Here is a 19,686-nt window from a genome sequence, read left to right as displayed (position 1 = left end):
GGGGCGAAGGAGTTGATCCCATGCGGCGTGTCGTCGTCACCGGTCTTGGCCTTCTGACCCCGCTGGGGCATGGCGTCGAGACGACCTGGAAAGGCATCCTGGCCGGCAAGTCCGGCGCGGGCCGGATCACCACCTTCGATCCCGAAGAGTACGCCTGCCAGGTGGCCTGCGAGATCCCGCGCGTCGACGGACGCGGCGGCGGCGGCCCCGATGTCGAGGGCGCGTTCAACCCCGACAACACGATGGCCCCCAAGGACCAGCGCAAGGTCGACGACTTCATCCTCTACGCCATGGCGGCCGCCGACGAGGCGGTGAAGGACGCCGGCCTGACCGAGGTCGACGAGGAAACCGCGCTGCGCACCGGCGTGATCATCGGTTCCGGCATCGGCGGCCTGGCGACGATCGCAAAGACCGCGCTCGAACTGGCCGAGAAGGGCCCGCGGCGGATCAGCCCGTTCTTCATTCCCTCGGCCCTGATCAACCTGGCCTCCGGTCAGGTGTCGATCCGCTACGGCTTCAAGGGCCCCAACCACTCGGTGGTCACCGCCTGCGCCACCGGCGCCCACGCCATCGGCGACGCGGCCCGGCTGATCAAGTACGGCGACGCCGACATCATGATCGCCGGCGGGGCCGAGGCCTCGATCTGCCCGATCGGCGTCGCCGGCTTCATCGCCTGCCGCGCCATGGCCACCGACTTCAACGACAAGCCCGAGACGGCCTCGCGCCCCTATGACAAGGACCGCGGCGGCTTCGTCATGGGCGAGGGCGCGGGCATCCTGGTGCTGGAAGAGTACGAGCACGCCAAGGCGCGCGGCGCGAAAATCTACGCCGAGGTCGCGGGCTACGGCCTGTCGGGCGACGCCTATCACATCACCGCCCCGTCCGAGGACGGCGACGGCGGCTTCCGCGCCATGACGGCGGCGCTGAAGGACTCGGGCCTGGCGGCCAGCGACATCGACTACGTCAACGCCCACGGCACCTCGACCATGGCCGACGGCCTGGAACTGGGCGCGGTGACCCGCCTGCTCGGCGATCATGCGAAGAACGTGGCCATGTCCTCGACCAAGTCGATGACCGGGCACCTGCTCGGCGCGGCCGGTGCGGTGGAGGGGATCTTCTCGATCCTGGCCATGCGCGACCAGATCGCGCCGCCGACGATCAACCTGGACAACCCCGAGTTCGACACCCCGATCGACCTTGTCCCGCACAAGGCGAAACCGATGGTCATCGATGTCGCCATGTCCAACAGCTTCGGCTTCGGCGGCACCAACGCCTGCGTGATCTTCAAGAAGGCCCCGTGAGCCGCAAAGCGACCCGATCCTCCGGCCTGCCGCTGATGCGCCGCCTGTTGATCATGGCGTCCAGCGCCTTCGCGACCCTGTCCCTGGCCCTGCTGATGGTCGGGGCCTGGGGCGCCTGGAGCTACCAGGGGCCGGGTCCGGCGACCCGCGACGGCCGTCCGGCCGTGGTCATGCTGCGCAAGGGCGCGGGCCTCAACGAGATCGCCGCCTCGCTCGAGCGGGCGCATGTGATCCGCTCCAGCGCCATCTTCATCACCGCCGCCCAGATGACCGGCGGCGCGCGCAGGCTGAAGGCCGGCGAGTATGAGTTTCCGTCAAAGGCCTCGATGGCCCGCGTGCTGGCCGACATCCGCGCCGGCCGGATCGTGCGCCACCAGGTGACCATCCCCGAGGGCATCACCTCGGACATGGTCATCGACATCCTCAACAAGGAAACCGCCCTGACCGGCGAGGCGCCGACCCCGCCCGAGGGCGCGGTCCTGCCGGAAACCTACGACTTCCAGCGTGGCGAGGACCGCGCGGCGGTGCTGCAACGGATGATGGACGCCCGCGACAAGCTGCTGGCGACCCTCTGGGCCAAGCGCAAGCCAGGCCTGCCGATCAGCACGCCCGAGGAGGCGGTGATTCTCGCCTCGATCGTCGAGAAGGAGACCGGCGTCGCCCGCGAGCGGCCGCAGGTCGCCTCGGTGTTCGTCAACCGCCTGCTCAAGGGCATGCGGCTGGAGAGCGACCCGACGATCATCTACGGCATCACCAAGGGCCGGCCGCTGGGCCGCCGCATCCTGCTGTCGGAGCTGCAGGCGCCGACGCCGTACAACACCTACGCCATCAACGGCCTGCCGCCGACGCCGATCGCCAACCCCGGCCGGGCCTCGCTGGCCGCCGTGCTCGATCCGCCGGCGACCGACTACCTGTTCTTCGTCGCCGACGGCTCGGGCGGCCACGCCTTCGCCGCGACCTACGAAGAGCACGCGCGCAATGTCGAGAAATGGCGCGCCTGGCGCGCCCGGACGGGCAAGTAGGTGGCGCTCTCGGGCATGACCGGGTTCGCCCGGGTCGAAGGGGCCGAGGGGCCGTGGTCCTGGGCCGTCGAGGCCCGCTCGGTCAACGGCCGCAACCTTGAAGTCCGCTTCCGCGGCCCGCCGGGCTTCGAGCACCTGGAAAAGCCCGTCCGCGACGGCGCCCAGGCCCGCTTCCAGCGCGGCCAGATGAACGTCGGGCTGCAGGCCAAGCGGGCCGAGTCGACGGTCGCCGTCTCGGTGAATGTCGAGCAGCTGAACCGCTATCTGGCGCTGCTGGAGCCGATGGTGGCGGCCGGCCGGGCCGCGACGCCCTCCGCCGACGGCCTGCTGGCCCTGCGCGGGGTGCTGGAGGCCGTCGACGCCGAGGACGACCCCGAAGTCAGGGCGGCCGTCGAGACGGCCATGGCCAGCAGCCTGCTGGCCGCGCTGGACGCCCTGAAGGCCTCGCGGCTGGCCGAGGGCGCGGCGCTGCTGCCGGTGCTGACCGCCCAGATGGACCGCATCGCCGACCTGGTCGCCGCGGCCGAGATGGAAGCCGCGGGACAGCCGGTGGTGATCCGCGACCGCTTTGCCCGTCGCCTCAAGGAGCTGGCCGGGGAGGCCGCCTCCGAGGAGCGCATCATCCAGGAAGCCGCCGCCCAGGCCGTGAAGGCCGACGTGCGCGAGGAACTCGACCGGCTGACCGCCCATGTCGCCGCCGCGCGCGGCCTGCTGGCCTCAGACGCGGCCGCCGGCCGGCGGCTGGACTTCCTGACCCAGGAATTCATGCGGGAAGCGAACACCCTGTGTTCGAAATCGGCCACCCCGGCCTTGACCGCCATCGGCCTCGACCTCAAAGCGGTGATCGAGCAGTTCCGCGAGCAGGTGCAGAATGTCGAGTGAGGAATCCCGCAGGACGCGGGGCCTGATGCTGATGATCGTGGCGCCGTCGGGGGTGGGCAAGACCTCGCTGACGCGCCGGCTGGTCGCCGACCATTCGGACCTGCATCTGTCGATCTCGGCCACCACGCGCCAGCCGCGTCCCGGCGAACACGAGGGCCGCGACTACCACTTCGTCGACCGCGCCGAGTTCGACCGCATGGTCGAGCAGGACGACTTCCTCGAATGGGCCGAGGTCTACGGCAACCGCTACGGCAGTCCGCGCGGTCCGATCATGGACGCCCTGGCCCGCGGCGAAAGCGCGCTGTTCGACATCGACTACCAGGGCGCGATGAAGATCCACGCCCAGGCTCCGGACGACTCGGTGCTGGTCTACATCCTGCCGCCGTCGCTGGCCGAGATGAGCCGCCGGCTGCTGGCCCGCTCGCAGGACAGCGAGGAGGTCATCCGCGAACGCATCGCCCGGGCCAAGGACGAGCTGGTGCAGTGGGAGTCGTTCGACTACGTGGTCCTCAACGAGGACTTCGACCGCGCCTACGCCGACCTCGCCCACATCTACCATGCCGAACGCCGCAAGGCCTCGCGCAACCTGTGGATCGCGCCGTTCGTCGACGAGCTGCTGGCCGAGGAATTGCCCGAGCTTTAGGGCGGGGTGCGTCCTTCGAGACGCGACCCTGAAGGATCGCTCCTCAGGATGACGTAGAGGGTTGGGCTTCCCTTCCGTTCGTCATGGTGAGCAGCGAGGCATCAGCCGACCCCGGACTGGATCCGGGGCTCGAACGACGCACGTCGTCAAAGCGCCCGCGCCAGCCGCAGGAACCCCTCCACCGGCACCGTCTCGGCGCGTACGCCCGGATCAATGCCGGCCCTCAGGCACAGCGCTTCGCCGCCCAGCAGCTTGAGGCTCGAGCGCAGCATCTTGCGGCGCTGGCCGAAGGCGGCGGCGGTGACCTTCTCCAGCGCGGCGATCTCGGCTTCCGGCGGCCGCCCGGGCAGGGGGTCAAGCCGCACCACGGCCGACGCCACTTTCGGCGGCGGGGTGAAGGCGCGGGCGGGCAGGTCCATGACCACCTTGGCATGGCACAGCGCCTGGCAGATGACGCCGAGCCGGCCATAGGCGTCGTCATTGACCGGCGAGGCGATGCGGTCGGCGACCTCCTTCTGGAACATCAGGCTCATCGACAGCGGCCGCCACGGCCCCGTCAGCCACTTGATCAGCAGCGGCGTGCCGACGTTGTAGGGCAGGTTGGCCACCACATGGCCGGGGCCGCCCGCCAGCGCCGCCTCATCGACCTTCAGGGCGTCGCCCTGCACCAGGGTCAGGCGGCCGTCGGCGGCGTCGGCCAGCTCCTGCAGCAGGGGCAGGAAGCGCGGGTCCTTCTCGACCGCGATGACCTTCGCGCCGGCCTCCAGCAGGGCGCGGGTCAGGCCGCCGGGACCGGGGCCGACCTCGATGACCGTTTCGCCCTCCAGCGGTCCCGCCAGGCGGGCGATCTTGCGGGTGATGTTGAGGTCCAGCAGGAAGTGCTGGCCGAAGCTCTTGTCGGCCAGCAGGCCGTGCTCGGTCAGGCTGTCGCGCAGCGGGGGGAGGGTCGCGAGATCGATCATGGTGCTCCCCGTCCGTCATCGTCGGACTTGTTCCGACGACCCATGGACACCGTGGATGACGTCATGGGCTTAGCCTTGCCGCGGCGCCCACGTCGGGGACACATCACGCTTGGGTCGTCGGAACAAGTCCGACAATGACGGTTTGGGGGGCGATCGCCCGACTTCAGCTCTCCCGCCGCTCCGCGATCCTTGCCGCCAGGCGGATCGCCGCGATCAGGCTGTCGGCGCGGGCCAGGCCCCGTCCGGCGATGTCGAAGCCCGTGCCGTGGTCCGGCGAGGTGCGCACGATCGGCAGGCCGAGGGTGACGTTCACCCCGCCCCAGAAGTCGAGCATCTTCACCGGGATCAGCGCCTGGTCGTGGTAGAGGCAGATGGCCGCGTCATAGCCGGCGCGGGCCTCGGCGTGGAACAGGCTGTCGGCGGGCAGGGGGCCCTTCAGCGTGACGCCGAGGTCGGCCAGGGCGCGCACCGCCGGCTGCAGGATGTCGATCTCCTCGCGGCCGATCTCGCCCGACTCGCCGGCGTGGGGATTGAGGCCGCAGAGCACCAGGCGCGGCGCGGCGATGCCGAAGTCGCGCTTCAGCGCCCGGGCGGTCACCAGGGTGGTGTTGACCACGCCGTCGACTGTCAGCTGGCCGGACACCCTGGCCAGCGGCGTATGGATCGTCACCAGGGCCACGCGCAGGTCGCCGGCGACCAGCATCATCACCGGTCCGCGCGGCCCGTCGCGCAGGCCCGCGGCGGTCAGGTCGGCGAGGAACTCGGTATGGCCGGGAAAGCGGAAGCCGGCGGCGTAGAGCGGCGCCTTGGCGATCGGAGCCGTCACCAGGCCGCTGACCGCGCCGGACAGGGCCAGGCCCGCGCCGGTCTCGATCCAGCGGATCACCGCCGCGCCGTTGGCCGGGTTGGGCTGGCCGGCGACCACCGGGGTGGAGAGCGGGATGTCGAGGACCGGGATCGCTTCGCCGAAGATCTCGAGCGCCTCCCGGGGGCCGGGCACCGCCCGCACGGGAGCGGACGCGCCGGGCGCGGACGCCAGGGCCTGGGCGTCGCCGACGACCATGAAGGCCGGACCCTGCTCGCGCAGGGCCCGCCACGCCTTGACCGTGATCTCCGGACCGATCCCGGCGGGATCGCCCAGGCTCAGGGCCAGAGGCGCCGCCGTCACCGCGTTTCGATGGTCGCGCTGGTGCGCAGGTCGCGCAGGATCCGCTTGGAGATGTTGTTCAGCTGAACGCTCATCAGGCGCGACTCGACCTGTTCGGGCGTGGGCAGCTGGGCGCCGCTCGCGCGACGGCCGCAGACCATGATCAGGTGCAGGCCCATCGAGGTGCGGATGGGCTGTGACAGCTGGCCGTCCGGCGTGGCGCCGACCGCGGCCTGGAAGTCCGGGGCCAGGGTGTTGATGTCGGCCTCGCCCAGATCGCCGGCGAGCACCGACGTGTCCGAGGCGGCCTTGGCTTCCAGATCCGAACAGCCGGTGATCTTCTTGCGCAGGCCCTCGAGCGTGGCGGCGGCCGCCTGGACCTGTTCCGGGGTGGCGGACTCCTCGAGCGGCACGGCGACCTGCTTGAGCGTCACCAGGGTGATGTTCGAGCCGGCCCGCTTGTCGCGCAGGAAGATGATGTAGACGCCGTCCTGGGTCTGGATCGGCGGGGACAGCTGGCCGGGGCGCAGCTGGTCAAGGGCGGCGTCGACCTCGGCCGGCATCTCGCCCGCGCCGATCCATCCGGCGTCGCCGCCGTTGGCCGCGGTGGGCGAGGCGGAGAACTGGCGGGCCACGGCCGGGAACGGCGCGCCCTGCTGGATCTGGGCGATCAGCGACTGGGCGCCCTGCAGAGCGGTATCCATGCCGCCGACCCGGGCGGCCTCGATGTAGACTTCGCTGATCTGGTACTGCGGCTTGCTGGCCTGGGCGGCCAGACGGTCGAGCGTGGCCTTGATCTGGTCGCGGCCGACGCGCAGGCGCGAGCGGAAGCGGCCGCTGATGTAGCCCTGCCAGCTGATTTCGGCGCGAACCTGGGCGCGCAGGGTTTCCGGACCGATGCCGGCGGCGCCGAGTTGGGCCATCAGCTGCGGGGCGGTCATGTTGCCGGCGCCCTTGGCCATGTCGCCGATGGCCTCATCGACCTCGGCGTCGCTGGCGACGATCTCGATCTTGTTTTCCTTCTCGACCCGACGGAGCTCCTGCATCTGCAGGCGCTCCTCGACCAGGCCGCGGAGGGCTTCGCGCTGAAGCTGCGGCAGGTTTTCCTGGGTCGGCTGGATGCCGGCGGTCAGCACCAGGAGGCGCATGCGCTGGACCAGGTCATAGGTCGAGACGATGTCGTCATTGACGACCGCCGCGACGCTTTCCGAAACGGTCGGCAGCGGCGCGTCGGCGGCCGTGATCGGCGCCGGCGCGGCCGGCGGCGAATAGACGGCGGGCGGCGGCGCGACCTGCGCGGACGCCACGGGAGCCAGGCCAAGGCTCACGACGGACACAGCCGCCATCGCCAAGCCCGTCATGCTACGCGCCGACTTCATCAATCTGGTCGTTCCCTTGAGAGTTTGGCCCGGCGGAGACGCGGGGGCCCGGCCGAATTTCATTGCCTGTAGCCTTTATCGCCCAATGTGGCGAGCGTTAGGCGCAGGATCACCGAGTCGGACGGACCCAGCGAGCGGTTATAGGTTTCCTCATGCACCCAGACGACCGCCAGATCGAGGCAGTCGTCGCGGTAGAGGGCGCCGAGCTCCTGACGACGCCAGACGTCGCTCTCGACGTCGCGGACGCCGGCGAAGGTCACGCCCCAGTTGCCGGCGACCATCACCTCGCCGGCGAAGTCGATGTCCTCGCGCTGGGCGCCGGTGATGTCCTGGTTGTCGCGCAGATAGCGGACGAAGCCCTGGGCGCGGTCGAAGTCGACGTTCAGGCCCACCTCGAACCGCCGCACGTCCCAGTTCGCCGCGTCGAACCGGGCGCGGGTGAAGAAGTTGAAGCCGTTCACCGGCGTGCCTTCGGCCGCGACGATCCAGTCGGACGACTTGGGCCGCAGGCCGCTGCGCAGCGGAAACTGCGGATCGGCCTCGGCGCGGAAGCTGCGCCCGACCAGCAGGCTGACCCCGCGGCCGTCGTCGTACTGCACGGTCGCCCGGGCGCCGACATTGACCCGCTGGCCGCCCTCGTAGAGGTCGAAGCCGGGGAATTTGTCGGCCCGCAGCAGGTTGGTCTCGTCGAACTCGAGGACCGAGCTGTCCTCGTTGGCGACCAGGGGGTTGGGCTTGCTGTCGGGGGACAGCGCCACCTGCAGCAGCGGCTCCAGGATCACCGTGCGGTCGCCGTCGTGGCGATAGAGGGGGTAGCTGACGTCGACGCCGGCCACGCCGACGGCGCGGGTGATGGTGTCGCTCTGGCCGAGGTTGGGCGGCGGCAGGTCGCTGACCGCGAACACGTCGGTGCGGGCCTCGGCGAACGGCGACAGGCGGAGGCCGCTGTCGAAGGTGAAGGTGCGGCGCCAGTCGACGCCGGCCGAGGCGCGCTGGCTGTCGGCGCCGGGCTGGCTGGCGACGAACTGCGACTGCTCGCGGGTCAGGCCCACGGCCCGGGCCCGGACGCGCAGGCGGCCGCCGAAGACGGGCGCGTCCGGCTCCCAGTAGCCCTCGATCAGCGGCGCGATGGTCGGGAAGGTGCGGTCGTTGTCGCCGGGGCGCAGGCCCTGGATGCTGACGGCGGCGACGCTGAAGTAGGACCGCTCGTCCTGGCGCACGGCGTAGACCTGCGAGGTCAGCCGTTTGTCGTCGGACGGGACGAGGCCGCGCTGCGCGTAGACGTCGCTGATGTCGTACTTGTCGAACAGCAGGTCTTCCGACGACCGCTCGGCGGCAAAGCCCCAGCGCCAGTGCTCGTCCAGATCGAAGGCGCCGTCGGCGAGGATATAACTGCGCGAGGTCAGGTCGCCGATCCGGTCGCCGTCGCCGTCGAGGTCGTGTTCGTAGGTGTAGCCGAAGCGGGCGTTGATCTGGCCGTTCTCGAAACGCTTCCGCCACTGGAAGTTCACGAACGGGTTCACCTTAGTGTTCAGCTGCGGGCTGATGACCAGGTCTTCCGACGGCGAGATGATCAGGGCGTAGGGCTGCTCGTACGACAGGCCGCGGCGTTCGGAGGCGACGATCTTGGGCGGCAGCAGGCCGGACTTGCGGTCGGCGCTGGGGTCCGGGTGCCAGAAGACCGGGGCGTAGAACACCGGGATGCCGAACATCTCGATGACGGCGTTGCGGTAGTAGATGACCTGCTTGTCGCGGTCCTCGACGACCTTGTCGGCCCGGATCGACCAGGTCGGCGGGTGGGTCGGGTCGGCGGCGCAGATTTCGCAGGGCGTGTAGATCGCCTTGTTCAGCTCGTTGACGGTGTCGCTGCGGCGCACGGCGGTGGCGGCGGCGATCTTCACATTGTTGGCCAGGCGGGCCGAGAAGCCCTGGGCCACGCCCGCGCGCAGTTCCTCGTCGAGGATCATCACGTCGGCGAAGGTGACCGCGCCGGACGGGTCGATGATGACCACCTTGTCGCGCGCGGTGATCACGCCGCTCTTGATGTCGTAGACCACCTCGCCGGCGCGCAGGGTGCGGCCGCGATAGCGGATCTCGACCTCGCCCCGGGCCGTGACCACGCGCTGGCCGTCGTCCTGGATGAGGACGTCGGACTCCAGATAGAAACCGCGATCGCCCAGTCCGTCGTCCTCGGGCGAGGCGGCGGGGGTCGGGGCGGCGGCGGCCGCGGCCTGCTGGGCCGCCGCGGGACCGGCGAAGGCCAGGGCCATCAGGGCGCCGCCGGCCAACAGGCCGGCGCGTCCGGCAGAGCGTCTAGCGTGGCTCATGAGGCGGTCTTTCTCCCGGAGGCGCGTGTCCGCACGATTCCCCCGTCTTCCGTATAGCAAAGGAGGGTCAGGCCCGATAACAGCGCCAGCAGCGGCGGCGCCCAGGCGGCGGCGAAGGCGGGCAGGATCTCGGCCTTGCCCAGCGCGCCGCAGAACTGGTTGAAGAAGAAGAAGATGAACCCGAGCGCCACGCCCGACGTGGCCAGGGCGGCCAGGCCGCCCAGCCGCATCAGCCGCAGCGAGAAAGCCGCCGCCAGCACCGACAGGGCCGCGTAGAGCAGCGGCGTCGCGAGCAACTGGTGCAGGCGCAGGCGGTAGGGCAGGGCGGAGAAGCCGGCGGCCTCGGTGCCGCGGATCGTCGCCGGCAGGCGCCAGAAGGCGATGGCGTCCGGCGTGGTGAAGCGCTCGATGGCCGCCTGCTCGTCGAGCGTCGAGGGGATCGACAGGGTCTCCGAACGCACCGAGCCCGCGCCCGGCGCCGCCTCGCGCACGCCGCGCAGTCGCCAGTAGCCGGGCATCAGCCGCGCCTCCTCGGCCTCGAGCCGGCGCGAGAACTCCAGCCCGCCGCTCGGGGTGACGCGGTAGATGAACATCGAGACGTCCTTGAGCCGCACCGAGCCGTTGACCTCGTCGTGCGAGCGGGCCCGGATGACCACCTGGCTGGTGGCGTCGCCCTGGCGCAGCCAGGTGTCCTTGGCCGTGGAGGTCTGGAATTCCTCGGCGATGGCGGTGCGCGAGCGCTCGAACGCGGCGCCGAGCATGGCGGCCAGCGGGTTGAGGGCGGCCACGGTCACCGCCCCGACCACGAAGGCGGCCACGGCGGCGGGCAGGATGAACCGCCAGGCCGACACGCCGGCCGCGCGCATGGCGATCAGTTCGCTGCGCCGGTTCAGCCCGACGAAGGCCGCCAGGGTCCCGAACAGGAAGGCGAACGGCAGCAGGGTGAGGATGGTCGACGGGGCCTTGAGCATCGTCAGCCACAGCAGTCGCGGGAAGCCCGCGTCGCCGCGGCCGCCGACCGTGCGCGAGACCTCGACGAAGTCGATCAGCAGGATCACCGCGCCGATGACGGCCAGCGCCCCGGCGACGCCGGCCAGGGTGCGGGTCAGGACATAGCGCTCAAGGCGGCCGATACCGAGATTGAGGCTCATGCCGCCACCCCCCGCGCCCGGGCCGCCACGAACGGCAGCCATTCGCGCCAGCCGCTGCGTCGCTCGACATCGCGGAACAGCTGGCTGAAGGCCCAGCCCGCGACGATCACCGGGATCAGATACTGCAGGATGTTGAGCCACGGGTTGTCCTCGCAGGCCGACTGCACCGCGAAGCCGATGATCCGCACCAGCGCCGCCAGCGCGCCGGTGACCGCGATGCGCCGGCCGTAGCCGAGGCGGCTGAAGCTCGAACCCAGCACCGCCGCGAAGGCCATGGCCATGAAGGTGAGGCTGTACAGCGGCGAGGCCAGCCGCGAATGGCCCTCGGCCATAAGCTTCGTTCGGTTCTTGCGCTCGTAGGACTTCGACAGATCCGGGAACAGCAACTCGTGCAGATAGCGGTCCGACGCCTCGTAGGTGACGCCGTCGCGGGTCTTGAGGAAGGGCGTCAGGTCCAGGGCGTACTCGTCGAACGACAGGTAGTTCAGCACGCCGGTGCGCGAGAATTCCTGGTTGGAGCCGTTGCGCATGACCAGCACGGGCTGGCCCTCGCGATAGGTGATGCGGCCCTCGCGGGCGGTGTAGGTGGTGGCGCCGCCCTTTTCCGTCCGGTGATGGATGAACAGGTTGCGGATCTTGCCGTCGCTCTCGACCGTCTGGCCGTAGACCGTCAGGCGCGGGGCGGGTTCGGTGAACTCGCCCTCCCGCACGAGGGTGGCCGCCAGGTCGGACTTGGCCGCGTAGAAGATGTCGCGCATCGCCCGGTAGGACGCCGGCTGGACCCACAGATTGACCACGAGGCCGACCAGCGTCGCCATGACCGCCAGCCGGATGCCCGGCGAGACGACGCGCCAGCGGCTCATGCCGGCGGCGTAGCAGACCACCAGCTCATGCTCGGCGTGCAGACGGTTCAGCGCCACCAGGGCGGCGACGAACACGGCGATCGGCAGAATCAGGTTCAGCAGCTGCGGCATCGCCAGGACGATGACCTTGAGGAACACCCAGGCCGTCTGGCGCTGCTCGATGATGATGTCGAGCTGGCCCAGGCTCTGGCTGAGCAGGCCCACAGCGCCAAGCGCCGCCGCCGCGAGGAGCGTCGGCGTCAGGAGCTGGCGAAACAGATAGCGTTCGATCAGACGCATCGTGTGGGAAGGTGAGCCCGTCTGGAGTCAGGGAAAACCCCAATCAGGGGGCTGCCCGTTCTATACGCCCGTCCAAGGCCGACACAACCGCCCACGCTTTCCTATGGTCGCCGGTTGGACTATGCCCGCCAGACAGATTTGAGGAGTGCTTCATGCGCATCGACTTCGTCGCCGCTGACCGGACCGTGGCCCCCAAGGGCGGCGCGGTCGCCGTGATGGCCTTCGAGGGGGGCAAACTCTCCTGGGCCGCCGAGGATATGGACAAGGCGACCGGCGGGGCGGTCACCCGCGCCATCGCCGCCGGCCGCTTCGCCGGCAAGCCCGGCCAGACGGTCGAACTGGTCGTGCCCACGGGCCTGGACGTACAGCGTCTGGTGGTCGTCGGGGCCGGCGCGGACTGGAACGTCGAGGCAGCCGAGCGCTTTGCCGCCCAGGCCTTCCAGAGCACCAAGACCAGCGGCTCTGACACCCTGCACGTGCTGCTGCCGGGCGCGACCGCGGCCGAGGCGGCCCAGGCGGCCCTCGGCGCCACGCTGGCGGCCTATCGTTTCGACCGCTACCGCACGACCGAAAAGCCGGAGGCCAGGCCGTCGGTGCAGGCGGTGGTCATCCACACCGACGACACCGCGGCCGCCGAAGCCGCATGGGCGCCGCTGAAGGCGCTGGGCGAGGCGGTCTACTTCTCGCGCGATCTCGTGTCCGAGCCGCCGAACGTGCTGTACCCGGCCGAGTTCGCCCGACGCGTCAAGGCGCTGGAATCTCTGGGCCTCGAGGTCGAGATCCTCGACGAGGAAGCGATGATGAAGCTGGGCATGGGCAGCCTGCTCGGCGTCGGCCAGGGCAGCGTCCGCGACAGCCAGCTGGCCGTCATCCAGTGGAAGGGCGGCGGCGACAGCCAGCCGATCGCCTTCGTCGGCAAGGGCGTCTGCTTCGACACCGGCGGCATCAGCCTCAAGCCCGCCGACGGCATGGAAGACATGAAGTGGGACATGGGCGGCGCGGCCGCCGTGGCCGGCGTCATGCACGTGCTGGCCGGCCGCAAGGCAAAGGTCAACGCGGTCGGCATCCTGGGCCTGGTCGAGAACATGCCGGACGGCAACGCCCAGCGCCCCGGCGACGTGGTCAAGTCCATGTCCGGCCAGACCATCGAGATCATCAACACCGACGCCGAAGGCCGCCTCGTTCTGGCCGACGCCCTCTGGTACTGCCAGGACCGCTTCAAGCCGAAGTTCATGGTCGACCTGGCCACCCTGACCGGCGCGATCATCATCTCGCTGGGCAACGATCTGGCTGGTTTGTTCAGCAATAACGATACGTTGTCGGAGAATCTTCTGGCGGCTTCCAAGGCCGAGGCCGAGCCCCTGTGGCGCATGCCGATGCCGGATGCCTACAACAAGCAGATCGAGAGCATGATCGCCGACCTGAAGAACACCGGCAACGGCCGGGCCGGCGGCTCGATCACCGCGGCGCTGTTCCTGCAGAAGTTCGTCAACGGCCTGCCCTGGGCGCACCTCGACATCGCCTCGACCGCCTGGAAGAAGCCCTCGACGATCCCGACCTCGCCGGACGGCGCCACCGGCTTCGGCGTCCGGCTGCTGAACCGCATGGTGGCGGACAAGTACGAGGGGTAGCACGCAGCGTGCGTGGTTCGAGACGCGGACCTGAGGGTCCGCTCCTCACCATGACGTGCACTGTTGCCGCCCCCCGAATTCCGTCATCCTGAGGAGCCCGCGTAAGCGGGCGTCTCGAAGGACGCACCGAGCTTGACCACACCGCCCTGCGAAGTCTGGTTCTACCACCTCGAGCGCTCGTCGCTCGACCAGGTGCTTCCAGACCTGCTGGACAAGACCCTGAAGAAGGGGTGGCGCGCGGTCGTGCGCGCGCCGGAAGCCGGTCGGCTCGACCATCTCGACAGCTGGCTGTGGAGCTTTCGCGATGAGAGCTTCCTGCCGCACGGCCTGGCGCGGGAGCCGTTCGCCGAGCACCAGCCGGTGCTGCTGACGACGGAGATGGATACGCCGAACGCGGCCCAGGCGCTGTTCCTTGTGGACGGCGCCGAGCCGGGCGACCTGACCGGCCACTCGCGCTGCATCGTGCTGTTCGACGGTCGGGACGATGCGGCCCTGGCCCTGGCCCGGGCGCGCTGGAAGACCTTCAAGGCCGAGGGGCGCCCGATCAGCTACTGGCGCCAGGGCGATGAACGCGGTTGGGAGAAGATTGCATGAAGCGATTGATGATGTTCGCCGTTCTGGCCCTGAGCGCCTGCGCCGCCGCGCCTGCGTCGACGCCCGTGGCGAGCGCCGCCCCGCCGATCCAGTCGCTGCCGACCGAGCCGCTGCCGCCGCCGTCGCCGCCGGACGCCTGCGGCGCGCGCGACCTGCAGTGGCTGGTGGGCCAGCCGCGCAGCCGCATTCCCGTGCCGACCGACCCGACCAAGCGGCGGGTCGCCTGCACGACCTGCCCGGTGACGATGGACTACCGCCCCGACCGCCTGAACATCTTCTTCGACGCCGAGACCGGCATCATCAAGGAAGTGAAGTGCGGGTGAGGTCGGTGGTTCCGGCGGCGCAAATGCGCGGCCGGGGCCTTATCGACCTTGGCGGCGCCATGTTCAGGCCCCAAGCTGGGCCGGTTGTTTTCGGGAGATGAGCATGGTGCGGCCGATGATCATGACAGGCGTTCTGGCGCTTCTGGCCGCCTGCGCGGGCGGCGGGGCCGCTGCGCCGGCGCCTGCTTCGGCGCCGACGGCGACCGCCGCGGCGACCATCGCCTACGGTCAGAGGATCGCCGAACGCAGCTGCGGCGGCTGTCACGCGGTCGGGGAGGGCACCAGCCCGCTCAGCGACGCGCCGCCGTTCCGCACCCTGCACCGCCGTTATCCGGCCGGCGGTCTCGCCCAGCTGCTGGAAGAGGGCATGCTGCCACCGACGACGATGCAGGAAGAGGGCTCGCGCCCGACCCATCCGCGCATGCCTGTGGCGACGCTCGATCCCGATGAGGTCTCGGCCCTGACCGCCTATCTGCGCAGCCTCGAGCCCGCGAAGTAGGGGACGCGTACCTTCGGTACAGGTCCCCTGGCTACCCCTCCACCGCCGCCAGCTGGTCGGCGATGACCAGCCATTCGGCCTCGGCCTTGTCGACCGACGCCTGGGCCTTGACGCGTTTCTGGCCGAGCTCGGCGGCCTGGGCGGGGTTCTTCACGTAGATGGCCGGATCGGCCAGGACCGCGTCGATCTCGTCCAGCGCCTTGGTCGTGCGGATCACCACCGCCTCGGCGGCTTCCAGCTTGCGCTTCAGCGGTCCGACCTGGGCGGCCGAGGGCCGGGGCGGCGGGGGCGGGGCCAGCTTGACCGGCTCGGGCTCCGCGGCCTTGACCTGGGTCGGGGCGCGGGCGGCGACGCGGGCCTTGTCGATGACGAACCTGGCGTAGTCGTCCATGTCGCCGTTGAACGGCTTGATCGTGCCGTCTGCGGCCAGCCACAGCCGGTCGGCCACCAGCTCCATCAGCGAGCGGTCGTGAGTGATCAGGATCACCGCGCCCTCGTAGTCGTTCAACGCGTCGAGCAGGGCGCGGCGGCTGTCGATGTCCAGGTGGTTGGTCGGTTCGTCGAGGATCAGCATGTGCGGCGCTTCCATCGCCACCATGTTGAGCAGCAGCCGGGCCCGCTCGCCACCGGACAGGTTGGCGACCGTGGTCTCCTGCTTCTCGAAGCCGAGGCCGAACTGGGCCAGCTTCGACCGGCGCGAGGACTCCGAGGCCTCCGGCATGGCCCGGCGGATGATCTCCAGCGGGGTGTCGACCGGATCCATGGCCTCGATCTGGTGCTGGTGGAACCAGCCGACCTTCATCTTGCGGTCGCGGTGGAACTCGCCGCTCTGCACGCCGAGCGCGCCGGCGATCAGCTTGGCGAAGGTCGACTTGCCCGCGCCGTTGACGCCGAGCAGGCCGATGCGGTCGTCCAGGTCCATGCGCAGGTTGAGGTTGCGCAGGATCGGCTTGCCGTCCTCGTAGCCGACGTTGGCCCGCTCCAGCCGGATCAGCGGCGGCGCCAGCGGGCGGGGCGGCGAGGGCAGGGTGAAGGGGGCGACGCGTTCCTCGATGGTGGTGGCCACCGGCTCCATCTTGGCCAGCCGCTTCATCCGCGACTGGGCCTGGGCGGCCTTGGAGGCCTTGGCCCGGAAGCGATCGACGAAGGCCTGCAGGTGGGCGCGCTCGGCGTCCTGCTTGGCCTTGGCAGACAGCTGCAGACGCGACTTCTCCGCCCGCATCTTCTCGAAGGCGTCGTAGCCGCCCGTGTAGATCTCGAGCTTGGCCTGGGCCAGGTGCAGGATGTGGGTGCAGCTGTTGTTCAGCAGCTCGCGGTCGTGGCTGATGATCAGGGCGGTGTGCGGATACTTCTTCAGCCGCGCCTCGAGCCACAGGGCGCCCTCGAGGTCGAGGTAGTTGGTCGGTTCGTCGAGCAGCAGCAGGTCCGGCTCGCTGAACAGGGCCGCCGCCAGCGCCACGCGCATGCGCCAGCCGCCCGAGAACTCGGCCATCGGCCGCTGCAGGTCTTCGACGCTGAAGCCGAGGCCGGCAAGGATTTCCGCCGCCTTGGCGGGGGCCGCGTCCGAGTCGATCTCGATCAGGCGGGTCCAGATGTCGCCCATCTCCTCCGGATCGGCGGTCTCCAGGCGGGTGAGCAGGTCGTGGCGTTCCTCGTCGGCCTCAAGGATGGTGTCGATCAGCGACACCGGCGTCGCGGGATGCTCCTGCGCCACCTGTCCGATGCGGGTGTTCTTCGGCAGGCTGATCTCGTCGCCGCCGGCCTGCAGCTCGCCCATGATGAGCTTGAACAGGGTGGACTTGCCCACGCCGTTGCGGCCGACGAGGCCGACCTTGGAGCCGGGCGGCAGGGAAACGCCCGCCTTGTCGAAAAAGCGCCGCCCCCAGGCGTCAAAGGTGAGGTCGTTGATCTGAAGCATGGCGGGGGGACAAAAGCGCTTTTCGAGAAGTGTTGGCGGATCGGGGGCCCGCCGCTATAAGCCCGCGACCTCCCAAACACCACCTCATGTGTAAGGCTCTGAACTAGCCATGACTGAACGCACTTTCTCGATCATCAAGCCGGACGCGACCCGCCGGAACCTCACGGGCGCCGTCAACGCCGTCATCGAAGGCGCGGGTCTGCGCATCGTGGCGCAGAAGCGCATCAAGCTGACGGAAGCCCAGGCCAAGAAATTCTACGAAGTCCACGCCGAGCGTCCGTTCTACGGCGAACTGGTCGGCCAGATGACCGCCGAGCCGGTCGTCGTCCAGGTGCTGGAAGGCGACAACGCCGTGGCCCGCTATCGCGAAGTCATGGGCGCCACCAACCCCAAGGACGCCGCCGAGGGCACGATCCGCAAGCTGTTCGCGCTGTCGATCGGCGAGAACTCGGTCCACGGTTCGGACTCGATCGAGAACGCCGGCATCGAGATCGCCCAGTTCTTCACCGACGCCGACATCGTCGGCTAGGTCCGCCTGGACTTTTTGCATGACACGGCGCGGCCGGATCGGTGACGATCCGGCCGTTGTCGTATCCGGAGCCTTGGCATGAAGGATTATCGCCGTCGCGACGTGGCCCTGGCCGCCGCCCTGTCGGGCGTCGCCGGTTATGTCGACGCGATCGGCTTCCTCAAGCTGGGCGGCTTCTTCGTCTCGTTCATGAGCGGCAACTCAACCCGGCTCGGCGTTGGGCTGGCCACCGGACATCTCCAGGCGGCGGTGACGGTGCTGTCGATCGTCGCCCTGTTCGTCGCCGGCGTGGTGATCGGCGCGCTGCTCGCCCGGCGGGTCGGGGAGGGGCGGCGCTCGGCCGTGCTGGCGCTCGAGGCCGGACTGCTGGCCGCTGGCGCGGGCCTGTTCATGGCCGGATTCGACACCGCCGGGGTCGCCGCCGTGGTGCTGGCCATGGGGTCGGAAAACGCGGTGTTCCAGCGCAACGGCGACGTCGGCGTCGGCCTGACCTACATGACCGGCACACTGGTCAAGGCGGGGCAACGGATCGCCGCGGCCCTGACCGGCGGCGACCGCTGGGCCTGGGGACCCTATCTGCTGCTGTGGGCCGGATTGACGACGGGCGGGGCGATCGGCGCGGCGGCCTACACCCACATTGGCACGCTGGCCCTGTGGGGCGCGGCGGCCGTGGTCGCCGGCCTGACGATCTGGCGACTGGTCGAGGAGCGCGCTTAATCCGGCGTTTAACCGTCGCGCTCTAGAGACGCCCGAAGACGGGGGTCTCGATGAAAAATTCCATGACGTTGGCCGGGCGCTTGCTGTCCGGTCTGGTGCTGGCGGCGCTGCTGACCGGCTGCTCGGGCGGCGGCGCGCCTTCGGGCCCGGCGTTCGGCGACGGGCTGGCGGCGGCGAAGCTCGATCCGGTGATCGACGCCTGGATCGCCGGCGACGCGGCGGGTCTTGCGGCGGCGCTGCAGACGGTCAGGGCGGACAGCCTGGCCGCCCGGTCCGCGCCCGACTGGGAAACCGCCTGCACCGAGGCGGCCATGGCCGCCCGCGCGGCCAATCTGACCGCCATCCTGGCCGAGGGCCTCAACGAGCCGACCGTGCTGGCCATGCCGCACCTGGCGCGCATGGATTTTCTCGACGTGCTCGGCCAGGGCAAGGCCTGGGGGCGGCACGATATCCAGATGCCGATCGAGCCGGACTGCGCCGCCGTGGACCGGACAGCGCAGAAGCATGTGGCGGCGGAGTGGCGACTGCTGCTGGCCGAGATGCCGCGCCGGCGCGCCATCTGGTACACCGAGCTCAAGGCGAAGTACGGGACCGAGTACGGACAGCGTCTGTTGCTGGCGGCCGATCTGCTGCGCCGCAATGGCGTCCCCAGCACCGTCTACGGCGACGACTGATCCGCAAGGCCCGGATAGCTTTCGCGGGCTTCGTCGTCGGTGATCGCCTGGGTTCCGCGCGGCGTTTCCTCCCACCAGGTCTCGCAGGCGTCGCAGCGGTACAGCACGGCGCCGCCGGTGTTGGCGCCGAGGCGGTGGGGCAGGCGGCCGTCGACCAGCCACTGGCGGCGGCAGACCTCGCAGCCCTGCGGACCGCGGGCCATCAGGCGTTCCGCCGGACGAGGTCGGCCAGCGTCGCCGGGTAGAGCCGGTGCTCCTCGACCTTGACCCGGGCGGCCAGGGCCCCGGCCGTGTCGCCGGGCAGAACCGGAACCCGCGCCTGGCCGAGGATCGGCCCCTCGTCGACGCCGGGGGTCACCAGATGCACCGTGCAGCCGGCCTCGGCATCGCCGGCGTCCAGCGCGCGCTGATGGGTATTCAGGCCCGGATATTTCGGCAGCAGGGACGGGTGGATGTTGAGCATCCGGCCGGCCCAGGCCTCGACAAGGAAGGGCGTCAGGATACGCATGTAGCCGGCCAGGACGACGTACTGCGCCCCTGCCGCCCGCAGGGCCGCGTCGATCAGCCGTTCGTGGGCGTCGCGGTCCTTGCCGAGCGGGCGGTGGTCGATCGCCAGGGTCGGCACGCCCAGCGCCGCGGCTTTCGCCAGCCCGCCGGCGTCCGGGTTGTTCGACAGGACCAGAACGACCTCATAGGGGCAGTCCGGCGCGCGCGCGGCCTCGACCAGCGCGACCATGTTCGATCCGTCGCCGGAGATGAGGATGGCGACCTTAGCCTTCATGGGCAGGTTGCGTGGTTCGACACGCGCCTGCGGCGCTGCTCACCATGACGTGCACTTGAGTACG

The 19,686-nt window shown here is 70.2% G+C and carries 20 protein-coding genes; 11 read left to right on the top strand and 9 right to left on the bottom strand.

The features are described 5' to 3' along the window. Window positions 1-20 precede the first annotated feature (20 nt). The 4 genes from fabF to gmk are packed head-to-tail and all read left to right on the top strand — an operon-like array spanning window position 21 to window position 3,848. Complete coding sequence (fabF, locus tag AC1RN0_RS15430; protein WP_492788348.1) at window positions 21-1,301, top strand: beta-ketoacyl-ACP synthase II; 1,281 nt, start codon at window positions 21-23, stop codon at window positions 1,299-1,301. Then, window positions 1,298-2,323, top strand: a complete 1,026-nt coding sequence (gene mltG / locus AC1RN0_RS15425) for an endolytic transglycosylase MltG (RefSeq protein ID WP_492788347.1) — start codon at window positions 1,298-1,300, stop codon at window positions 2,321-2,323. The genes fabF and mltG overlap by 4 nt, the downstream gene beginning before the upstream one ends. Further along, window positions 2,324-3,205, top strand: a complete 882-nt coding sequence (locus tag AC1RN0_RS15420) for a YicC/YloC family endoribonuclease (RefSeq protein WP_492788346.1) — start codon at window positions 2,324-2,326, stop codon at window positions 3,203-3,205. After that, window positions 3,195-3,848, top strand: coding sequence for a guanylate kinase (gmk, locus tag AC1RN0_RS15415; RefSeq protein ID WP_492788345.1), 654 nt, complete (start codon window positions 3,195-3,197; stop codon window positions 3,846-3,848). Before AC1RN0_RS15420 ends, gmk begins: the two co-directional genes overlap by 11 nt. A gap of 146 nt (window positions 3,849-3,994) precedes the next feature. Here gmk and rsmA read toward each other — a convergent pair whose 3' ends face one another. The 6 genes from rsmA to lptF form a co-directional block, all read right to left on the bottom strand. After that, entirely contained in the window at window positions 3,995-4,807 is an 813-nt protein-coding gene (gene rsmA / locus AC1RN0_RS15410; protein ID WP_492788528.1) for a 16S rRNA (adenine(1518)-N(6)/adenine(1519)-N(6))-dimethyltransferase RsmA, read from the bottom strand. Window positions 4,808-4,973: 166 nt separating this feature from the next. Next, the gene (gene pdxA / locus AC1RN0_RS15405) at window positions 4,974-5,978 is read right to left on the bottom strand and encodes a 4-hydroxythreonine-4-phosphate dehydrogenase PdxA (protein WP_492788344.1); all 1,005 of its coding nucleotides are present in this window, start codon (window positions 5,976-5,978) and stop codon (window positions 4,974-4,976) included. Continuing rightward, complete coding sequence (locus AC1RN0_RS15400; protein ID WP_492788343.1) at window positions 5,975-7,303, bottom strand: peptidylprolyl isomerase; 1,329 nt, start codon at window positions 7,301-7,303, stop codon at window positions 5,975-5,977. Before AC1RN0_RS15400 ends, pdxA begins: the two co-directional genes overlap by 4 nt. A gap of 92 nt (window positions 7,304-7,395) precedes the next feature. Next, window positions 7,396-9,663, bottom strand: a complete 2,268-nt coding sequence (locus AC1RN0_RS15395; RefSeq protein ID WP_492788342.1) for an LPS-assembly protein LptD — start codon at window positions 9,661-9,663, stop codon at window positions 7,396-7,398. Continuing rightward, window positions 9,660-10,814 carry an LPS export ABC transporter permease LptG gene (lptG, locus tag AC1RN0_RS15390; protein ID WP_492788341.1) on the bottom strand — a complete coding sequence of 385 codons (1,155 nt, stop codon included), beginning with the start codon at window positions 10,812-10,814 and terminating at the stop codon, window positions 9,660-9,662. The genes AC1RN0_RS15395 and lptG overlap by 4 nt, the downstream gene beginning before the upstream one ends. Then, a complete protein-coding gene (gene lptF / locus AC1RN0_RS15385) occupies window positions 10,811-11,956 on the bottom strand; it encodes an LPS export ABC transporter permease LptF (RefSeq protein WP_492788340.1) in 1,146 nt (381 codons plus the stop codon). Before lptF ends, lptG begins: the two co-directional genes overlap by 4 nt. Before the next feature lie 152 nt (window positions 11,957-12,108). Between lptF and AC1RN0_RS15380 the strand changes: the two genes are divergently transcribed. The 4 genes from AC1RN0_RS15380 to AC1RN0_RS15365 all read left to right on the top strand — a co-directional run bounded on the left by AC1RN0_RS15380 (window position 12,109) and on the right by AC1RN0_RS15365 (window position 15,003). After that, window positions 12,109-13,587, top strand: coding sequence for a leucyl aminopeptidase (locus AC1RN0_RS15380; protein ID WP_492788339.1), 1,479 nt, complete (start codon window positions 12,109-12,111; stop codon window positions 13,585-13,587). Between the two features lie 132 nt (window positions 13,588-13,719). Continuing rightward, on the top strand, window positions 13,720-14,181 hold the full coding sequence (locus AC1RN0_RS15375) for a DNA polymerase III subunit chi (RefSeq protein ID WP_492788338.1): 462 nt from the start codon (window positions 13,720-13,722) through the stop codon (window positions 14,179-14,181). Beyond that, window positions 14,178-14,504, top strand: a complete 327-nt coding sequence (locus AC1RN0_RS15370) for an I78 family peptidase inhibitor (protein ID WP_492788337.1) — start codon at window positions 14,178-14,180, stop codon at window positions 14,502-14,504. Before AC1RN0_RS15375 ends, AC1RN0_RS15370 begins: the two co-directional genes overlap by 4 nt. A gap of 103 nt (window positions 14,505-14,607) precedes the next feature. After that, on the top strand, window positions 14,608-15,003 hold the full coding sequence (locus AC1RN0_RS15365) for a c-type cytochrome (protein ID WP_492788336.1): 396 nt from the start codon (window positions 14,608-14,610) through the stop codon (window positions 15,001-15,003). A gap of 31 nt (window positions 15,004-15,034) precedes the next feature. Here AC1RN0_RS15365 and AC1RN0_RS15360 read toward each other — a convergent pair whose 3' ends face one another. Next, window positions 15,035-16,921 carry an ABC-F family ATP-binding cassette domain-containing protein gene (locus tag AC1RN0_RS15360; protein WP_492788335.1) on the bottom strand — a complete coding sequence of 629 codons (1,887 nt, stop codon included), beginning with the start codon at window positions 16,919-16,921 and terminating at the stop codon, window positions 15,035-15,037. A 109-nt stretch (window positions 16,922-17,030) separates the two neighbouring features. Here AC1RN0_RS15360 and ndk point away from each other — a divergent pair, with 109 nt between their 5' ends. The 3 genes from ndk to AC1RN0_RS15345 all read left to right on the top strand — a co-directional run bounded on the left by ndk (window position 17,031) and on the right by AC1RN0_RS15345 (window position 18,841). Then, on the top strand, window positions 17,031-17,450 hold the full coding sequence (gene ndk / locus AC1RN0_RS15355) for a nucleoside-diphosphate kinase (protein ID WP_492788334.1): 420 nt from the start codon (window positions 17,031-17,033) through the stop codon (window positions 17,448-17,450). Window positions 17,451-17,528: 78 nt separating this feature from the next. Further along, a complete protein-coding gene (locus AC1RN0_RS15350) occupies window positions 17,529-18,167 on the top strand; it encodes a YoaK family protein (protein ID WP_492788333.1) in 639 nt (212 codons plus the stop codon). Window positions 18,168-18,229: 62 nt separating this feature from the next. Further along, on the top strand, window positions 18,230-18,841 hold the full coding sequence (locus AC1RN0_RS15345) for a hypothetical protein (RefSeq protein ID WP_492788332.1): 612 nt from the start codon (window positions 18,230-18,232) through the stop codon (window positions 18,839-18,841). On the opposite strand, the gene AC1RN0_RS15340 is transcribed toward AC1RN0_RS15345, so the two are convergent. Next, on the bottom strand, window positions 18,826-19,044 hold the full coding sequence (locus AC1RN0_RS15340; RefSeq protein WP_492788331.1) for a hypothetical protein: 219 nt from the start codon (window positions 19,042-19,044) through the stop codon (window positions 18,826-18,828). The two genes, AC1RN0_RS15345 and AC1RN0_RS15340, sit on opposite strands and share 16 nt — an antisense overlap. After that, on the bottom strand, window positions 19,044-19,622 hold the full coding sequence (gene purN, locus AC1RN0_RS15335) for a phosphoribosylglycinamide formyltransferase (protein ID WP_492788330.1): 579 nt from the start codon (window positions 19,620-19,622) through the stop codon (window positions 19,044-19,046). The genes AC1RN0_RS15340 and purN overlap by 1 nt, the downstream gene beginning before the upstream one ends. Between the last annotated feature and the right edge of the window lie 64 nt (window positions 19,623-19,686).

The organism is Caulobacter sp. GW821-FHT12F03 (assembly GCF_058806855.1).
This window is presented reverse-complemented; position numbering and strand designations above follow the sequence as displayed.